Origin of the sequence: Amycolatopsis sp. NPDC051128 (assembly GCF_040682715.1) — a bacterium.
In the GTDB taxonomy this organism is placed as follows: Bacteria; Actinomycetota; Actinomycetes; order Mycobacteriales; family Pseudonocardiaceae; genus Amycolatopsis.
Map to the genome: position 1 here is coordinate 72711 of NZ_JBFBBN010000031.1, position 18014 is coordinate 90724.

Annotated in this window: 17 protein-coding genes; 11 read left to right on the top strand and 6 right to left on the bottom strand. The window is 71.9% G+C overall.

Annotated features, from left to right (window positions below):
* Positions 1-54: 54 nt before the first annotated feature.
* A complete protein-coding gene (locus AB0M82_RS28080) occupies positions 55-672 on the bottom strand; it encodes a TetR/AcrR family transcriptional regulator (protein ID WP_364727805.1) in 618 nt (205 codons plus the stop codon).
* A gap of 93 nt (positions 673-765) precedes the next feature.
* Between AB0M82_RS28080 and AB0M82_RS28085 the strand changes: the two genes are divergently transcribed.
* Entirely contained in the window at positions 766-1917 is a 1152-nt protein-coding gene (locus AB0M82_RS28085; protein ID WP_364727807.1) for an acyl-CoA dehydrogenase family protein, read from the top strand.
* Positions 1918-1928: 11 nt separating this feature from the next.
* Entirely contained in the window at positions 1929-3065 is a 1137-nt protein-coding gene (locus AB0M82_RS28090) for a CaiB/BaiF CoA-transferase family protein (RefSeq protein ID WP_364727809.1), read from the top strand.
* Here AB0M82_RS28090 and AB0M82_RS28095 read toward each other — a convergent pair.
* Together AB0M82_RS28095 and AB0M82_RS28100 are read right to left on the bottom strand one after the other, a co-directional pair.
* Positions 3062-3592, bottom strand: coding sequence for a GNAT family protein (locus AB0M82_RS28095; RefSeq protein WP_364727812.1), 531 nt, complete (start codon positions 3590-3592; stop codon positions 3062-3064). The two genes, AB0M82_RS28090 and AB0M82_RS28095, sit on opposite strands and share 4 nt — an antisense overlap.
* A gap of 187 nt (positions 3593-3779) precedes the next feature.
* On the bottom strand, positions 3780-4553 hold the full coding sequence (locus AB0M82_RS28100) for a crotonase/enoyl-CoA hydratase family protein (RefSeq protein ID WP_364727815.1): 774 nt from the start codon (positions 4551-4553) through the stop codon (positions 3780-3782).
* 114 nt (positions 4554-4667) lie between these two features.
* On the opposite strand from AB0M82_RS28100, the gene AB0M82_RS28105 reads away from it, so the two are divergent.
* From AB0M82_RS28105 to AB0M82_RS28125, 5 genes are all read left to right on the top strand, one after another.
* The gene (locus tag AB0M82_RS28105; RefSeq protein ID WP_364727899.1) at positions 4668-4823 is read left to right on the top strand and encodes a hypothetical protein; all 156 of its coding nucleotides are present in this window, start codon (positions 4668-4670) and stop codon (positions 4821-4823) included.
* 351 nt (positions 4824-5174) lie between these two features.
* Positions 5175-5660, top strand: coding sequence for a helix-turn-helix transcriptional regulator (locus AB0M82_RS28110; protein WP_364727818.1), 486 nt, complete (start codon positions 5175-5177; stop codon positions 5658-5660).
* A 198-nt stretch (positions 5661-5858) separates the two neighbouring features.
* A complete protein-coding gene (locus tag AB0M82_RS28115) occupies positions 5859-6776 on the top strand; it encodes a lytic murein transglycosylase (RefSeq protein ID WP_364727821.1) in 918 nt (305 codons plus the stop codon).
* 279 nt (positions 6777-7055) lie between these two features.
* On the top strand, positions 7056-7409 hold the full coding sequence (locus AB0M82_RS28120; RefSeq protein ID WP_364727893.1) for a hypothetical protein: 354 nt from the start codon (positions 7056-7058) through the stop codon (positions 7407-7409).
* 10 nt (positions 7410-7419) lie between these two features.
* On the top strand, positions 7420-7764 hold the full coding sequence (locus AB0M82_RS28125) for a DUF3817 domain-containing protein (RefSeq protein ID WP_364727823.1): 345 nt from the start codon (positions 7420-7422) through the stop codon (positions 7762-7764).
* Here the strand turns inward: AB0M82_RS28125 and AB0M82_RS28130 are convergent.
* Positions 7742-9196: an MFS transporter gene (locus tag AB0M82_RS28130; protein ID WP_364727826.1), complete on the bottom strand. Its 1455-nt coding sequence runs from the start codon at positions 9194-9196 to the stop codon at positions 7742-7744. The two genes, AB0M82_RS28125 and AB0M82_RS28130, sit on opposite strands and share 23 nt — an antisense overlap.
* 134 nt (positions 9197-9330) lie before the next feature.
* On the opposite strand from AB0M82_RS28130, the gene AB0M82_RS28135 reads away from it, so the two are divergent.
* A complete protein-coding gene (locus AB0M82_RS28135; RefSeq protein ID WP_364727828.1) occupies positions 9331-9903 on the top strand; it encodes a TetR/AcrR family transcriptional regulator in 573 nt (190 codons plus the stop codon).
* Between the two features lie 9 nt (positions 9904-9912).
* Here AB0M82_RS28135 and AB0M82_RS28140 read toward each other — a convergent pair whose 3' ends face one another.
* Positions 9913-11505 carry a cation acetate symporter gene (locus AB0M82_RS28140; protein WP_364727831.1) on the bottom strand — a complete coding sequence of 531 codons (1593 nt, stop codon included), beginning with the start codon at positions 11503-11505 and terminating at the stop codon, positions 9913-9915.
* Positions 11502-11939, bottom strand: a complete 438-nt coding sequence (locus AB0M82_RS28145) for a DUF485 domain-containing protein (protein ID WP_364727833.1) — start codon at positions 11937-11939, stop codon at positions 11502-11504. The genes AB0M82_RS28140 and AB0M82_RS28145 overlap by 4 nt, the downstream gene beginning before the upstream one ends.
* Before the next feature lie 1020 nt (positions 11940-12959).
* On the opposite strand from AB0M82_RS28145, the gene AB0M82_RS28150 reads away from it, so the two are divergent.
* From AB0M82_RS28150 to AB0M82_RS28160, 3 genes are read left to right on the top strand one after another with little or no spacing between them, the layout of a single operon-like run.
* Positions 12960-16808, top strand: a complete 3849-nt coding sequence (locus AB0M82_RS28150; RefSeq protein ID WP_364727835.1) for a nitrate- and nitrite sensing domain-containing protein — start codon at positions 12960-12962, stop codon at positions 16806-16808.
* Entirely contained in the window at positions 16805-17257 is a 453-nt protein-coding gene (locus AB0M82_RS28155; protein WP_364727837.1) for a roadblock/LC7 domain-containing protein, read from the top strand. Before AB0M82_RS28150 ends, AB0M82_RS28155 begins: the two co-directional genes overlap by 4 nt.
* Positions 17258-17264: 7 nt before the next feature.
* Entirely contained in the window at positions 17265-17987 is a 723-nt protein-coding gene (locus AB0M82_RS28160) for a DUF742 domain-containing protein (protein WP_364727840.1), read from the top strand.
* Positions 17988-18014: the final 27 nt, after the last annotated feature.

Sequence of the window (18014 nt, forward strand, 5' to 3'; positions counted from 1 at the left end):
CCTGCGGGATAAGGGGCAGCGCAGCTCTGGTGCGGACTTCGCCCGGTGTGGTAGTCAGCTCGGCGCGGCGGTGGCGTCCTGGTAGAGCAGGACGGCGATCCGCTTCCACTCCTCCAGGAGCAGCCGGCGCCGGTTCGGGTCGCCGCCGAGTTCGGCGTCCAGCGCCAGCCCGCGGGTGAGGTTCACGGTGAGCCAGAACAGCATCTCGGCGCGCTCGGGGGGCAGTTCCCCGGCGACCTGGGTGACGTGCTCGAGCGTCGCGCGGCCGAGCGCGCGGTCGACCGGGCGGATGGCCGCGCGCAGCTCGGGGTCGGTCCGGGCGGCGACCCACAGCTCGGTGACGGCGGTCGAGAGGGTGCCGGAGTAGCCGGCCCACAGCAGGTCGATCGCCGCGGCGACGCCCGTGCCGCCGCCGGGCAGCTCGTCGAGCGACGTCGCGAGCTGGAGACGCAGCTTCGTCGTCAGGTGCTCGACCGCGGCGGCCATCAGCTCGGCCTTCGCGGTGAAGTGGTGCTGCACCGCGCCCTTCGACACGCCCGCGCGGGCGCAGATCTCCTGCACCGAGGTGCGGGCGTAGCCGACATCCACCAGGCAGTCGATGGTGGCGTCGAGCAGCGCCGTGCGGGTCTGTTCGCGCCGCTGCGCCTGGGTCCGGTGCGTCGTCTCGGTCACCGCGGCCTCCCTGCTTTACCTACAGGCCGGTACGGAGGTACATTCCGGAGAGAACTTACATGCCGAGCGTCATGTTTTCCAGCGGGAGGTCCTGTGCCACTGCGACTGCCGAAGAGCTCGTGGAGCACGACCGAGCTCGAAGACCTCCGCGAGCTCTCGCGGTCGTTCCTGCAGAAGGAGGCCGTCCCGCACCAGGAACGCTGGGCGGCGGAGAAGAAGGTCGACCGCGAACTGTGGACCAAGGCCGGCGACGTCGGCCTGCTCTGTCTCTCGATCCCCGAGGAGTACGGCGGGGGCGGCGGCACGTTCGCCCACGAGGCCGTGCTCTACGAAGAGCAGGCCCGCGCCGGCGACAGCGCGTGGGGCGTCACCGTCCACAACGGAATCGTCGCGCACTACCTGCTCGCCTACGCCTCGGAAGAGAAGAAGCGAGAGTGGCTGCCTAAGCTGGCCAGCGGCGAGCTGGTCGGCGCGATCGCGATGACCGAACCCGGCACCGGATCCGACCTCCAGGGGATCAAGACCCGGGCGGTGCTCGACGGCGACCACTACGTGCTCAACGGCGCGAAGACGTTCATCACCAACGGGTTCCACGCCGGCCTCGTGATCGTCGCGTGCAAGACCGACCCGGACGCGGGCGCCCAGGGCGTCTCGCTGATCGTGGTGGAGACCGACAGCCCGGGCTTCCGCCGCGGCCGTGTGCTCGACAAGGTCGGGATGAAGGGCCAGGACACCGCGGAGCTGTTCTTCGACGACGTGCGCGTGCCCGCCGCCAACCTGCTCGGCGACACCGAAGGCCAGGGCTTCGTCCAGCTGATGCTCCAGCTGCCCCAGGAACGGCTGATCATCGCCGTGACCGCGGTGGCCGGGCTGGAGGCGGCGGTCGACCTCACCCTCGAATACACGAAGGAGCGCACGGCGTTCGGCCGGCCGATCTTCTCCTTCCAGAACACCAAGTTCACCCTCGCCGAGGCGGCCACGGAAGCCGCCGTCGCGCGGGCGTTCCTCGACCAGTGCATCGAACGGCACCTCAAGGGCGAGCTCGACGTGCAGGGCGCGGCGATGGCGAAGCTGTGGACCACCGAGCGGGTCAACAAGGTGATCGACGACTGCGTGCAGCTCTTCGGCGGCTACGGCTACATGACCGAGTACCCGATCGCGCGTGCCTGGGCCGACGTCCGGATTTCCCGGATCTTCGGCGGCACCAGCGAGATCATGAAGGAAATCATCTCCCGCTCGCTCTGAAAGGACCGATCATGAAGGCAGGTCCGCTCAGCGGCCTGAAGGTGGTGGAGCTCGCGGGTCTCGCGCCCGGGCCGTTCGCCGCGATGATCCTCGCCGACCTCGGCGCCGACGTCGTCCGCGTCGATCGCGCGACGCCGGGGAAGGACGTGCTCGGCATCCAGACCGACCCCCTCGCCCGCGGCCGCCGGTCCGTCGGCATCAACACCAAGACGCCCGAAGGCGTCGAACTGGTGCTGAAGCTGTGCGACACCGCCGACGTGCTCATCGAAGGCTTCCGCCCGGGCGTCGCCGAGCGGACCGGGCTCGGCCCGGACGTCGTGCACGCCCGCAACCCGCGGCTGGTCTACGGCCGGATGACCGGCTGGGGCCAGGACGGCCCGCTCGCGCCGGCCGCCGGGCACGACATCAACTACATCGGCATCGCCGGCGCCCTCGAACCGATCGGGCGCGCGGGCGAGCGGCCGGTGCCGCCGCTCAACCTCGTCGGCGACTTCGGCGGCGGCGGGCTCCTGCTCGCCATGGGCATCCTCGCCGCCCTGTACGAACGGAACACCTCGGGTCGCGGTCAGGTCGTCGACGCGTCGATGGTCGACGGCGCCGCACTGCTCACCACGAGCCTGCACGGCATCAAGGCGGCCGGCCTCTGGTCCGGCGAGCGCGGCGAAAACATGCTCGACGGCGGCGCGCCGTTCTACGACACCTACGAGACCGCCGACGGCAAGTACGTCGCGGTAGGCGCGATCGAGCTGCGGTTCTGGGGCGACCTGGTCAAGGTCCTCGAGCTGGATCCGGCCGAGCTGCCACCGCACATCGACAAGACGCAGTGGCCGAGGCTGCGGGAGATCGTGGCGGGGGCGATCGCGAAGCACACCCGCGACGAGCTCGTCGCCCGCGCCGACGGCACCGACGCGTGCCTGACGCCGGTGCTGTCGCCCGCGGAAGCGGCGTCCCACCCGCACAACGCGGCACGCGGCACGTTCGTCGAGATCGGCGGCATGGTCCAGCCCGCGCCGGCCCCGCGGTTCGACCGGACTCCGCCGGAGACCCCGGAAGCCCCGCACGCCAAGGGATCCGACACCGAAGCCGTGCTCGCCGAACTGGGCGTCACGGACCTCGGCGCCCTGCGTTCGGCGGGCGTGATCGGCTAGCTCTTCGCCAGGTCGGAGCGCACGACCGAGTAGCCGACGTGGTCGCGCCACTCGCCGTCACGGAAGCCGTAGCCGCGCAGGACTCCTTCGCGCGTGAACCCGGCCTTCTCGAGCGAGCGCTGTTCGGCGCGGTTGCCGACCTCGGTCGTTGCTTCGACGCGGTTGAGCTGCGTGTGTGCGAAGAGGTATTCGACGAGCAGGCGCTGGGCCTCGGTGCCGTAGCCGTGTCCACGGGCTTCGGGGACCAGCACCAGACCCAGGTTCCAGCAGAAGGACGTGGGCCCGGTGCGGCTGCGGTGCCAGGAAACCAGGCCGAGCACGCGGCCGCCCAGCGTCGGCACCAGCATGCCGTTGTCGGTGGTGAGCATCCCGGTCTCCTGCCAGCGGCGGCGCAGGTAACCGGGGTCGTGCCAGCCGAACCACTGGTGCTCGCCCGTCGCGACGGGGTCGTTGGTCAGCTCCTCCAGCAGCGCGAGATCGGCCTCGGCCACCGGCCGGAGCATGACGCTGGAGACGTCGTCGTCCATCCGGAGACCTTATCGGCCGCTTGACCGGAATCGCGGCGGCCACACGGGTAACCAGAACGGCATCACGTGTGCTTGAGCGGGCATCACGCGTGATTGGGCGGGCATCGGCGCGATACCCTTCGGATCACACGTGATGCCTCGCTGGTCACGGCTGATGCCCGTCGGATCACGCGTGCTGCCCCGCTGGTCACGAGAAACTGCCGTGGCGACCCGCGCCGCCGGCGAACCGGGCCGCGCCGTCGACCGCCTCCGCCGCCAGCGCGCCCGTCCCCATCGCCGCGCCGAACTCGGCCGTCAGCGCGTCTTCTTCGGACTTTCCCCACTGGCCGAGCGCCGAAAGCCGGTCACCCCGCAGGCACACCTGCGGGAACGCCGCGATCTCCCGTGCCAGCGCCTGTGCCGCCGCGACCGCCTCGCCCGCCGGGACCAGGCGGTTGGCCAAGCCGATGTCGAACGCTTCGGCGGCGGCCACCGGCCGTCCGGTCAGGATCAGGTCCATCGCCCGGGACTGGCCGATCAGGCGTGGCAGCCGCACGGTGCCGCCGTCGATCAGCGGCACGCCCCAGCGGCGGCAGAACACGCCGAACACCGCCGTGGCGTCCGCGACCCGCAGATCGCACCACAGGGCCAGCTCGAGCCCGCCCGCGACGGCGTGGCCGTGCACCGCCGCGATCACCGGCTTGCCGAGCGCCATCCGGGTCGGTCCCATCGGGCCGTCCCCGTCCGGGTGAGTCCGGTTCATCCGGTCGGTGCCGATCGCCTTGAGGTCCGCGCCGGCGCAGAACGCGTCACCGGCTCCGGTCAGCACCGCGACGGCGGCGGCGGGGTCGGCGTCGAAGGCGCGGAAGGCGTCGGACAGTTCGGCGGCGGTCGGGCCGTCGACCGCGTTGCGGGCGGACGGCCGGTCGATGGTGACCGTCGTCACCGCGCCGTCCCGCTCGACCAGCACGTTCCGGGTCATCGCCACTCCCTGGGTCGCTCGAGGTGTTTTCCAGCCGGGCCTTCCCTAGAGTATTGGCGTGGCCACTCCCGGGACGGGGGCGGCGAGCAGGGGAGGAAGCACATGTCGGGCGGCATGAAGAAGGTTCTCATCGTGGGGGTGGTGGCACTCGTGCTGTTCCTGCTGATCACCCAGCCCACCCAGTCCGCCGACTTCGTGCACCGCGTGCTCGGCTGGCTCAAGGACGGCGCCGAAGCGATCGTCACGTTCTTCCGGACGCTTTTCTCCTGAATCGGCGATTCCGGACACCGTGCACGGGCGCCGCATCGGTTACTGTGAGTGTTAACGGACGGTAAATCACTGCGTGTCACCAATCCCGGAATTCGGACCGAAGACTCGACCATCCGGGTGGATTGCGGTCGAAAACGCGCAGGTCGGCGAATTCGTGGCAGCCGGGGTCTGGCGAAGAAGACCATCTCGGCCCTACGGTGCTCACATTGCGTGATCGGGTGGTTCACCACCCCCCTGGAGAGCACCGGTACGCAGGCATTTTCCACTCAGCAAGGTGCAGGTTGGTGCGTGCGGCACCGCCGCGTGGGACAGGCGTCAAGTCCTGTCCGTCGGGGACCTAAGGAGGCAGGGATGACCGGAGATCCCGGAGTGGACGCGTTGATCCGGCAGTGGGCCGCCGAGCGCGAGCAGACCCCCGAGGAGCAGGAGGTCGACCGGATCGCGTCCGAGTGGCTGGCCGACGCCCCGCCGCAGGCCGCCCCGGGCATCCCCGGCCAGCGTGCCCGGTCCGGACCGTCCCGGTTCGTCCCGGTCGAGTCGGCCGATCCCGGCTACCTCGACGCGATGCGCCGCCGGCTGCCGGAGGTGCCCGAAGAACTCCTCACCGCCGCCGCGGGCTGGTGGCAGATGGTCGGCGGCGTCGCCGAGGCCGAGGAGTGGTGGGACGCCGGCCTCAGCCCGCTCGACCAGCGGGCCCTCGACTACCGGGCGGCCGGGCTCGCGCCGTCCGACCTGAGCCGCCGGCTCGGGCCGATGACCGTCCTGCAGCACCTGCGCCGCGGCAGTGCCCCGGCCTGGTGCGTGGCGCGGCTCGCGCGCCAGCAGAAGTCCGCTTGACGAGGCACTGAGGCTTTATTCAGCCGTCGGCCGTCGCATGACTTCTGCGCTGATCAGCGGCGGCCTGACCAGAACAAGCTTCACTTTTGCCCGGCCGGGTGAACCGGCGTGGTGAGACGATGACGACGACCCGCGTAACGCTAACCTGCGCGGGCTCGTTGACAGTTCGTCGACACCACGCTGGAGGACCGGAGTTTCGTGCGCAAAAGGACCGGAAAGACCGAGGACGACCGGATCGACGCCGTCGACCAAGCCGCCCCCGCCGTCCCGGCACCGGCGTCGCGCTCCGCGGGGGTGGCCGTGCTCACCCGGCTGATCGTGGTCCTCGCCGTGCTGGCGGTCGCCGGCGGCGGCATCTGGCTCGTCACCCGCGCGTCGACGCCCGAAGCGAGCCCGCTCACCACCGAGATCCCCGCCCTGCAGGTCAAGGCGGCCGACGTCCGCCCAGGCTCGGTCGCCCCGGCCGGCGGCGCCGTGGTGGGCGGCGCCGACCAGCAGACGACACCGCAGCAGGCCCACCCGCGCAGCACCGGCCCGGCGACCCTCTCGCAGTGGGCGAGCCAGGTCGCCGCGGTCACGACCGTGCCGGCGCGGGCGCTGGCGGCCTACGGCAACGCCGAGCTGGCGATGCGCGCGGACCAGCCGAAGTGCCGGATCTCGTGGGCGACGCTCGCCGGCATCGGCCGGATCGAGTCCAACCACGGCCAGTACGCCGGCGCCGTGCTCGGCGCGGACGGGCGGCCGTCCAAGCCGATCGTCGGCGTCCCGCTCGACGGCTCCGCCGGAGTCCAGGCGATCGGCGACACGGACGGCGGCCGCTACGACGGCGACGCGGGGGTGGACCGGGCGGTCGGGCCGATGCAGTTCATCCCGGGAACGTGGCGCAAGTGGGCCTCCGACGGCAACGGCGACGGCCTCGGCGACCCCCAGCAGATCGACGACGCGGCATTGGCGGCGGCGCGGTACCTGTGCGCGGGTGGGCGGGACATGGCGAGCCCGTCGGGCTGGTGGGCGGGGATCCTGTCGTACAACAACTCGACCGAGTACGCGCAGAAGGTGTTCGGGCTGGCGGACGGGTACGCGAAGGCGGCCCAGTCGGTGCGCAAGCAAGGCTGAAGCCCGGCCCCCCGCCCTTCCCTTGGGGGGCGTCCCCGAGTCCAGTCTATCGGCGGCCACTGACGACAAGTCCGATTGCGGAGCAGGGTGGCCGAGTTGTCCACAATCGGCCAGGGCTGTGGACAACCGGCCGATCGCCACGGTGAACGCAACGCCGAACCCGGGCTGAGAGCCGGGCCACCTCGATCACAGTCGGGCGTTCTCCCTCAGCCGTCCAGTGCTAGCGTCGATCCCGTGCCAGCTTCCCCACCACCGGCCGCTTCCCCCTGGGGGCGGCGGATCGCGATCTTCGCGACCTGCCTGGTGAGCCTGCTTGTCTGCTGCGGGCTCGCCTGGTGGCAGTGGGACCGCTTCACCTCGGCGAACGGCACCTTCCAGAACCTCGGCTACGTCCTGCAGTGGCCGCTGTTCGGGCTGTTCCCGGCCTTCATGTTCTGGCGGATCCGCCAGCTCCGGCAGAAGGCCGAGGCCGGCGGAGCGGCGGACGAGAAGCCGGCCCCCGTCGCCGAGGTGCCCGCTCCCCGCCCCCGTCCCGACGCGGAGGCGCCGGTGGATGACGAGGACGAGGAGCTGGCCGCGTACAACCGTTACCTGCGCGAGCTGAACGCCCGCGACCAGCAGGCCGCAGAGTGAGGACGACCCGATGACCACCAGCACCGAAGGTGCCCCGCAGACCGCGGTGCCGCTCGCCGGCCCCCTGGTCCGGTTCCGGACCGCCGCCTACGTCACCGGCGTCGGCCTGCTCGGCCTGTGCTTCGTGATGGTGCTGCGGTACGGCTTCGACAACCCGACGCCGTCGGCGGTCTACTCGCCGATCCACGGCGTGCTGTACATGATCTACCTGGTGCTGACCATCGACCTGGCGATCAAGGCCCGCTGGTCGATCAAGGGCACCGTGCTCGTGCTGCTGGCCGGCTGTGTCCCGTTCGTCTCGTTCCTCGTCGAGCGCCGGGTGACGCACCGGGTCAAGGCCGGGCGGAAGCTGTAGCCGTCACCTGGCGGCGGAAGGTCAGCGCCACCAGGAACGTGCAGGCCGCGAACAGCGCGGCCGTGCCGAACGCGGCGGTCATGCCGTCGACGGTGAGCTGTGGCCCGGTCGTGCCGGCCGCGGCCGCCGAGCGGGTCGTCGAGCCGAACACCGTGACCAGGATGCCGAGCCCGAGCGTGCTGCCGACCTGCTGCATGGTCTGCAGCACGCCGCCCGCGGCGCCCGCGTCCTCGGTGGGCACGGTGGCCATGACGATCACGTTGAGCGGCGCGAACGCCAGCCCGCCGCCGAGTCCCATCAGCAGCAGCGGCCCGAGCAACGCCGGGAAGTACGTGCTCTCGGTGGTGAGCAGGGCGAGCCAGCCGACGCCGGCGACCATCAGCACCGAGCCGGTGACGGCGAGCGGCTTCGGCCCGTAGCGGGGGAGCAGCCGCGGCACGAGCCGGCTCATGGTGAAGATCAGCGCCGCCATCGGGAGGAACGCGAACCCGGTGGCCAGCGCGGCGAAGTGCCGGATGTCCTGCATGAACTGGGTGAGGAAGAAGAACATCGACATCATCGCCATCGGGCCGAGGAAGAAGTTGACGTAGGCCGCGCTGCGGTTGCGTTCGGCGAACAGCCGCAGCGGGACCAGTGGCAGGGCGGTGCGGGCTTCGATGGCGACGAACCCGGCCAGCAGGGCCAGGCCGCCGGCGAGCGAGCCGAGCGTCACGGCATTGCCCCAGCCGTCGGACGCGGCGTGCGTGAAGGCGAACACCAGCGCGCCGACGCCGAGGGTGCCGGTGACCGCGCCGGGCAGGTCGAGGTGCGCGGACCGGCGCCGCGGCTCGGGCACGAACCGCGGGGCGAGCAGGACGATCGCCAGCCCGAACGGGACGTTGATGAACAGCGCGGCGCGCCACGAGATCCACTCGGTGAGCAGGCCGCCCACGATCAGGCCGATCGCGAACCCGCCGCTGGACATCGCGGAGAACAGCGACAGCGCCCGGACGCGGGCCTTGGCCTCGGTGTACGTGGTCGTGACCAGCGCCAGGGTGCTCGGGCCCGCCATCGCGGCGCCGACGCCCTGCAGGACGCGGGCGGCGATGAGCAGCGTGGCCGATTCGGCGAGGCCGCCGGCCAGCGACGCGATGGTGAACACGGCGGTGCCCGCGACGAACATGCGGCGCCGCCCGAACAGGTCGCCCGCCCGGCCGCCGAGCAGCAGCAGGCCGCCGAAGACGAGGCTGTAGGCCGTCATCACCCAGGACAGGCCGGTGGCGGTGAAGCCGAGGTCGGCCTGGATGCGCGGGAGCGCGACGTTCATCACGGTCGCGTCGAGGATGAGCATGAGCTGGCAGGTCAGGATGATCGCGAGGACCAGCCCACTGCGGCGGGGCGGTCCGGCCGCGTCCTCGGCCGTGGGCTCACGGTGGACGGTTTGCTGGGTCAAGGGATACTCCCCCAAGGAGCAGGAAGGTAAGTGGAGAGCTTCTCCACTTGGGTGCGATGCGATAATATGGAGATAGTCTCCGGATGCGCAAGTGAATTCGGAGAATCTCTCCGGTTAGTGGCGAGGAGGCCGGGATGCCGGGCGGGGACACGGCGCGTCCGATGCGGGCGGACGCGCGGCGCAACTACGAGCGCATCGTCGCGACGGCGAAGGACCTCTTCACCGCGCACGGTGCCGAGGTGCCGCTGGACGACATCGCCAAGACGGCGGGCGTCGGCGCGGGCACCCTCTACCGGCACTTCCCGACGCGGGAGAAACTGTTCGAAGCGGTCTACCGCGACGAGATCGAGATGCTCGCCGACCGCGCGTTCGTCCTGCACGACGAGCTGCCGCCGTGGGAGGCCCTGGAGGCGTGGCTGCTCGCCCAGGTCAGCTGGGTGGTCGAGCGGTACAAGCTGGCGGCGATCCTCAAGGAGTCCGTCGACGCCGGCTCCGAGACCTTCCAGTACTGCCAGAAGCGCCTCCGCGAGGCGACGGGCGTGCTGGTGGAGACGGCCCAGGACGCCGGCCTGGTCCGCGCGGACGTCGTCGGCGCGGACATCCTGCGGCTGGGCCACGGCGCGGGCATGGCGGTCCGCAACTGCACCCCGGAGGACGGGAAGCGCGTCTTGAGCGTGATCTTCGACGGCCTCCGCGTGACCCCCTAGGTCAGTACTTCAGGAGCCGATGCCGGTCAGCGACCGGACCTCCATCTCGGCCTGCTTCTCCGGATCCGCCTTCGACCTGCCCACCAGTGTTCCGACGAACCCGCACAGGAACGAGAACGGGATCGACGCCAGGCCCGGGTTCTTCAGCGGGAACCAGGCGAAGTCGACGCTCTTGAAGATCGCGTCCGGGGCGCCGGAGACGACCGGCGAGAAGAGCACCAGCACCAGGGACGCGATCAGGCCGCCGTAGATGCCCCACAGCGTGCCCGTCGTGTTGAACCGCTTCCAGAACAGCGAGTACAGCAGCGTCGACAGGTTCGCCGACGCCGCCACCGCGAACGCCAGCGCGACCAGGAACGCGATGTTCTGCCCGTTCGCCAGCACCCCGCCGGCGATGGCCAGCACCCCGACCACGATCGCGGTCAGCCGCGCCATCCGGACCTCGTCCGCCGGTTCCGCCTTGCCGCGCTTGAAGATGTTCGCGTACACGTCGTGGGCGAACGAGGCCGACGCGGTGATCGTCAGCCCGGCCACCACCGCGAGGATCGTCGCGAACGCCACCGCGGCGATGATGCCCAGCAGCAGCGTCCCGCCCACGTGCAGGGCCAGCAGCGGGGCCGCCGAGTTCTCCCCGCCCGGCGCGCTCTTGATCTCGTCCGCGCCGACCAGCGCGGCCGCGCCGAAGCCGATCACCAGCGTGCACAGGTAGAACACGAACATGCACGCCGTCGCCCACACCACCGACCGGCGGGCCTCCCGGGAGTCCGGCACCGTGTAGAAGCGCATCAGCACGTGCGGCAGCGCCGCCGCGCCGAGCACCAGGGCCAGCGCCAGCGACACGAAGTCGAGCTTGGTGGTGTCGTTCTTGCCGTACGAGCCGCCCGGTTCGAGGAGCTTGTCGCCGAGAGGGCTGTTTTCGGCCGCCGAGGAGAGCAGGTTCGAGATCGAGAAGCCGAATTTGCCGAACAGGAACACCGTGAGCAGCGCGCCGCACAGCAGCAGGATCGTCGCCTTGATGATCTGCACCCACGTGGTGCCCTTCATGCCGCCGACCAGCACGTACAGCACCATGACCAGCCCGACGACGCCGATCACCAGCGCCTGGCCGAGCCGGGAGTGCACGTTGAGCAGCAAGGCGACCAGGCCGCCGGCGCCCGCCATCTGCGCCAGCATGTAGAAGAACGAGATCACCAGCGTCGACGTCGCCGCCGCCGCGCGGACCGGGCGCTGCCGCATCCGGAAGCTCAGCACGTCGCCCATCGTGAAGCGGCCGGTGTTGCGCAGCAGTTCGGCGATCAGCAGCAGGTCGACCAGCCAGGCGACGAGGAAGCCGATCGAGTAGAGGAAGCCGTCGTACCCGTGGATGGCGATCGCGCCGGCGATGCCGAGGAACGACGCCGCCGACAGGAAGTCGCCGGAGAGCGCGATGCCGTTCTGGCGGCCGGTGAACGCGCTGCCCGCGGCGTAGTAGTCGGCCGTCGACGAGTTCCGGGCGCCGGCCCGGTAGACGACGTACAGCGTGATCGCCACGAACAGGGCGAACACGGCCGTGTTGACGACCGGGTCGCTGACGGGCACCCCGCCCGCCGCGAGGGCGGTCACCGGCGCGTCCTGTCCGGCAGGCCCGCCTGGGCGCGCAGCGCGTCGACCCGCGGGTCGATCCGGCGGCGGGCGTAGCGCAGGTAGAGCCAGGTCACCAGCGCGGTGCTGGCGAACTGCCCGATGCCGAGCAGGAGGCCGACGTTGACCTGGCCGAACACCTTGCGGCTCATGAAGTCGTGGGCGTAGGCGGCCAGCAGCACGTATGTCATGTACCAGGCGAAGAACGCGAAGCTCATCGGGAAGACGAACGCCCGGAACCGGCGGCGCAGCGCGACGAACTCGGGGCCGGCCTGGATCCCGGCGTAGTCGGGACCCGGGCGGGGAGCCGACCGGCGGTGCTCGGTGCCGGGCGGGCGGCCCCCGGGGGGCACGACCGGCAGCCGGCCGGTCTCATCCAGGGCGTTGCCCGTCGCGGGGCGCGCGACGTCGTACATGGTGCCTCCGGCAGGTTGCCTCCGTGGCGGCGGCTCCGGACGCCCGCGGGCGGGGCGCCGGGCCGCCCTTGCGGACCGCGAGACGGACATCGTAACTACGCCATCCGGTGGATGCCGAAGGCGGGCTGGGCCGTTCGGGTGCCGAACGGGACGGGATTCGTTTTCCGGTCGAAAAACCCCGAATGCGCGATCGTGCCGGGGATCGCGGACGGACCACCCGTATTGATGAAAAGAATTGTGACAGGACGTTGTCGCGTCCGGCGCCCGCTGCGGCGAACGGGGCAACGGTGCCAGAGGTCGGCCAAGTCGGTCACGTGGGGTAGTCAAAAAGGGTCTCTGTGGCGCTGGAGAGTTACCCCTGGTGCGCGCCTCGCGGTGAAGGTCCACTGGTCAGCGCGGTACCCCGGAAGAAAACACCAGGTCGGGACGTGGGTGCGCGGAACGCCACAACATCGGGCACACCTTGGGACTTGACCCACCCGTTGGGGGTACGCAGTGTAGATCGGCAGAGGGACGCCGCTGCCCTGGGTGGGCTAACCGGGTGACGCCCGGATGCTCGCGGACGGAGCTTCCGGTAACCGGGATTCCCTCTTCGGGGCGGTGGCGGGCAATGCCGTGGCCCGCTCTCGGCCGGAAAAGCACTTTTCGCAGGTCAACGACCGAACGGGGAACGAAATTGACTGGCGGGGCTTCGGGGGTACGATTCTTTGGCCCAGCTGACCGCGGCGATCGATTGGCACCGATAAAGTTGATCTCGACTACCGTGCAGAACGCAACTTGCGCCGTGCACGTGCAGAGTCCCGGGCACGGGACGCCCGGGCGGTGCCGGCCCGGCGACGGGTGGGCGGTCCGTGCGGTTGTCGGGGCAGCCGGGGATGAGCGAGGACGCCCGGGAAGCGGCAGGGTGGGGACGGCACGGCCGTCCGACGGCCCGCCGCGAGCCGGGACGCCGCGCCGCCGACGCGGATCCATGACGCCGGACAGGGAGTCACTTACGTGACCGTTGCAGGAGAAGGTCAGGTGCCCGTCGGAGAACTGCTCGGCCGAGCGCCCCGCCGGTCGAAGGGGCAGGCCGCGTGGCGCGCGCTGGTGCAATGGCGCGACTGGAGCCTGCCCGTCAAGCTGTCGGCCGTCACCGTCGTGCCGATCGTCATCGCGCTGGTGCTCGGCGTCGCGACGATCGCCGCCCAGGTCGGCCGCTCGGACGAGTACCAGCGGCTCGACCGGCTCGTCGCGCTCGGCGGCCAGGTGCGCGCGCTCACCGCCGCGCTGCAGCAGGAGCGCACGGTCACCACGGCGATGCTGACCCAGGGCACCGTCGGCGGCACCCCCGAGCTGGCCGCGGCCCGGAAGGCCACGGACGCCGCGACCGGCCCGTTCACCGCGGCGCAGGCCCGCGCGGTCACCGTCGAACCCGGCGTGGCCGGCGCCGCCGGCGCCGCCACCGCGCAGGTCGGCAACCTCGGCTTCCTCCGCCGTCAGGTCGACGCCGGCCAGCTCGACCAGGCGCAGGCCGTCACCGGGTACTCCGGGGTCACGGGATCGCTGATCAGCCTCGACACCGCCGCCACCGCGGGCGCGGGCGACGGCACCCTCGGCGGCACGCCCGCCGGGTTGCACGAGCTCCTCGTCGCGGGTGAGCAGGTTTCGCTCAGCCAGGCGCTGGTCTCCTACGGCATCTCCCGCGCCGCCCTGACGCCGAGCGAGCTGGCCACCCTCCGCGCCGCCGAACTCCGGCTCACCGACCGGCTCGTCGACTTCCGGTCCGCGGCGGGCGACGGGCTGCAGCGCGACTTCTCGGCGATCGCCGAGGGCACGCAGGCGCAGAGCCGGGCCCGGATGGTCGAGGCCGTGCTGAACGCGCAGGGCGACACGGTGGACGACGCCTTCCGCGGGCTGTCGGCGCCCGACTGGAACGCCGCCTCCGCCGCGATGCGCACGCAGATCGGCCAGGTCGCCGACCGGCTCGGCGCGTCGGCGTCGGCGAGGTCGGCGGAGCTGGTCGACGAGTCCAGCACCGGCGCCGGCCTGCTCGCGGTGCTGCTGTTCAGCGCGATGGTGCTCGCCGTCGCGGTCGTCTTCCTCATCACCCGCCAGCTGCTGCGTTCGCTGAAGGTGCTGCGGCGCAGCGCGCTCGACGTCGCCGAGACCGCGCTGCCGGAGGCGGTCCGCAACATCCAGGAGGGCCGCGCGCAGAGCATCGACGTCCGGCCGGTCCCGGTGCTGACCGACGACGAGGTCGGCGAGGTGGCGCGGGCCTTCGACAAGGTGCACCACGAGGCGCTGCGGCTGGCGACCGAGCAGGCCGCGATGCGCACCGGCTACGGCAGCGTCTTCGTCAACCTCTCGCGGCGCAGCCAGAGCCTGGTGCAGCGGCAGCTGCAGCTGATCGAGCAGCTCGAGCGTGACGAAGAGGACGCCGACCAGCTGGCGACGCTGTTCCAGCTCGACCACCTCGCCACCCGGATGCGGCGCAACAACGAGAACCTGATGGTGCTGTCGGGCGCCGAGCCGGGCCGCCGGTCCGGGAAGCCGGTCGGCACCACCGACATGCTCCGCGCCGCGGTGTCGGAGATCGAGCAGTACCAGCGGGTCCAGGTGCAGCCGCCGCCCCCGGCCCGGATCGTCGGGTACGCCGCGAGCGACCTGATGCGCCTGGTCGCCGAGCTGCTGGACAACGCCACCGCGTTCTCCGCGCCCGAGACGTCGGTGACCGTGGCGTCGCGGCTGGGCGAGGACGGCTCGCTCAACATCGACATCCTCGACAAGGGCATCGGCATGAACCAGGTCGAGGTCGTCGAGGCGAACACCCGGCTGACCGAGGCTTGGTCGATCGACCTGGCCACCTCGCGCCGGATGGGCCTGTTCGTGGTCGGCAGGCTGGCCGGCAGGCACCGGATCGGAGTGTCGCTGCACGGAGGCCGGGACATCGTCGGCGTCCGCGCCACCGTCGTGGTCCCGGCCGAGCTGGTGCTGCCGCTGACCGACGGCCCGGTGACCGGCCCGATCGGCGCCCTGCAGCAGCACCCCACCAGCCCCGCGGCGGGCAACCCGCTGCCGCGTCGCCAGGTCAACGGCAGCTCCCGCCCGCGGCCGGTGGTGCCCCGGCAGCCGACGACGGGGGAGGAGTGGTGGCCGTCGGCGGGCGACCTCGCCGGGCTGTCCGACGAGCACGGCCCCGCCGCCACGCGCCCGCCGTCCGACCTGGAGATCTCCGGGACGGAGCTGTTCACCCCGATCCCGAAGGACGACGAGACCCCGCCGCCGCGCCCGGCCCTGCCGCCGGTGCCCGCGGCGCAACCGCGGCAGCCGCCCCGGGCCGGCGACCTGCCCGCGGGCAAGGACCTGTTCTCCGCCAACGCGACCACGCTCAGCGACTGGTGGCAGCAGGCGGCCGCGACGCCGGCGCCCGCCCCGGCCCCGGTGCCCGACCGCTCGGAGACGACGCCGATCTTCGACGAGATGCTGTCCGTGTGGTTCCGCGACGACAAGCCCGCCGAGAAGCCGGCCTCCGAGGACTCGGCCGCGTCGGGAGAAGCGGCGGAGAAGCCGGCCGCCGAGCCGGCGGAGCGTCGCAGCTGGGACTTCGCGAGCGACGAGAACTGGCGCACGGTCCAGGCGGTGACGCAGGCCGAGCCGACGGCGTTCACCGAGGCCGGGCTGCCGCGCCGCCGCCGGGGCGAGCAGCTCATGCCGGGCAGCGCGGTCCCGGCGGCCCCCACCCCGGCCCCGGCCCCGGCCCGTGCCGAGCTGCCGGTCCGCGACCCGGCGGACGTGCGCGGGCGGCTCAGCAGCTTCCAGCAGGGAGTGACGCGCGGCCGCAGGCAGGCTCGCCAAGCGGCGGCGAACCCGCAGGCCTTCGGGCAACCGGAGGCTTCGCCGGGCCCGGCGCCTGGTTCGACCGCACAGGCCGCCGCCGCAGCCCCGCACCAGCCGGAACAGCAAGGTGCCGGGGCCGCGCCGCAGCCGGAAGCCGCGACGGGCTTCCAGCCGAAGGACTTCCCCCAGTCGGGACAGCAGCCGCCGGCGCCCGCATCGCAGCCGAACGGCCTGCCACAGCCGAGACGGCGAGGGCCGGTCCCGGAGGCCGGTTCCCGGCGGAACGGTCTGTCGCAGCCGGGCGAGAAGGCTCCCGCGGGCGGTTCGCGGCCGAGTGGCCTGCCGAAGCGGGTTCAGCAGGCCCGCGCGGCCGGTTCGCAGCCGGGTGATCTGCCGCAGCCAGGTGGACAGACGCCCGCGGCCGGTTCGCAGTCGAACGTGGTGCGTCAGTCGGGTGTGCTGGGGGCGGGAGTGTCGCAGGGCGCCGAATCCGGGCAGCAGCGGAACGGTGTGCCGCAGTCGCCGGCTGCCGGTTCGCAGCTGAACGCGCTGCGTCAGCCGGGTGTGCAGGCGTCGCAGCAGGGCACCGTGACCGGGCAGCTGCCGAGCGTCCACCCCCCGCACGTCGCTCAGCCGGGCTCGTCGGAGCCCGGTGACCCGGCGACCGGCCGTCCGGCCGTCCCGCCGTCGACACTGCCGAACCGCAGGGCCGCGGCCCCGGAAACCCGTGCGCCGCGCCAGGAAGAGGCCGCTGTCGAGCCCACGTCGGAGTGGAACTTCGACACGGACGACGGCTGGCGCGCGGTGCAAGCGGTGTCCCAGTCGACACCCTCCACTTTCACTTCGGCAGGATTGCCCCGGCGCCGTCGCGGGGAGCAGTTGCTCCCGGGCGGCGCGGTACCGTCCACCGGGGCCCCGGCCCCCCGACCACAACGGGACGCACACGACGTGCGTGGCCGCCTGCGGAGCTTCCAGCAGGGCATCGAGCGCGGACGCAACCGCACCGCACAGGCGGCCGAGACCAACCACGAGACCTTGGAGGGTGAATGACCTCGCCGAGTAGCGCTCAGCCGACGCACAACCAGTTCGGCTGGCTGGTGAACGACTTCGCGGAGCGGGTGCCCGGCGTGGCGCACGCCGTGGTCGTCTCGGCGGACGGGCTGCTGCTGACCGCGTCGAACCGGCTCCCCCTCGACCGAGCCGACCAGCTCGCCGCGGTCGCTTCGGGCCTGGTCAGCCTCACCCAGGGCGCCGCCCGGTGCTTCGAGGCCGGTGCGGTCAACGAGACCGTCGTCGAGATGGAGCTGGGGATCATGGTGCTGATGTCGATCAGCGACGGCTCCTGCCTCGCCGTGCTCGCCGCTCCCAACTGCGACATCGGCCAGGTCGCCTACGAGATGACGATGCTCGTCGACCGGGTCGGTCAGATCCTCACCCCGGAGCTGCGCGCCCAGCTCCAGGGCTCGAGTGGGTCGCTGATCGGCGAACCGGTGGGATGATGGCGCGATGAGCACGGGGTCCGGATCTCACGGTGAGCCACCGGAGGCGGCGGGACACGCCGCGTCCGACGCACGGGGCGACGGCACGTTCGCCGATGTCCTCAACGGGTTCACCCTGGATTCCGCCCGTGCCCGCCGGAAGCGCGGAAAGAGCAAGAAGTCCCCACCACCCCCGTCCGCCGGTGCACACGCGGCCGCGGAACCGACGGCGTCCGCGCCGCCGGCCGACCAAGGAGATCGTGTGACCTCGTTAGTCTCCCCACCCGGCAGCACCGATGGGGACAGCCCCAGATCGGGCGGGCTCTTCGACCCGGGCCCGCCCAGCGGCGAGTTCGTCATGCCCGCGGTGTTCGAGCAGCCGCCCGTGCCCGAGGAGCTGACGGCGATCGTCCGGCCCTACGCGCTGACCGGCGGGCGCACCCGCGCGAACTACGCCCTGGAGCTGGAGACACTGATCTCCGCGAAGGACTACGCTGCCACCGGTGACTTCCCCGAAGTGGCCGCGGAGCAGATCGAGTGCATCTCGATCATGGAAGAGTGCCGGACCCCCCGTTCGGTCGCCGAGATCGTGTCGGCGCTGCGGGTGCCTCTGGGCGTGGCCCGGGTGCTGATCAGCGACGCGGCGGACGCGGGGCTGGTCACAGTGCACAAGACGATTACGGGTAATGACGGCGCCGAGGCACATCTGGTGTTGATGGAAAGGGTTTTGAGTGGACTCCGTCGGCTTTAAGGCACCGCGGGACACCGCGCCCCCGAC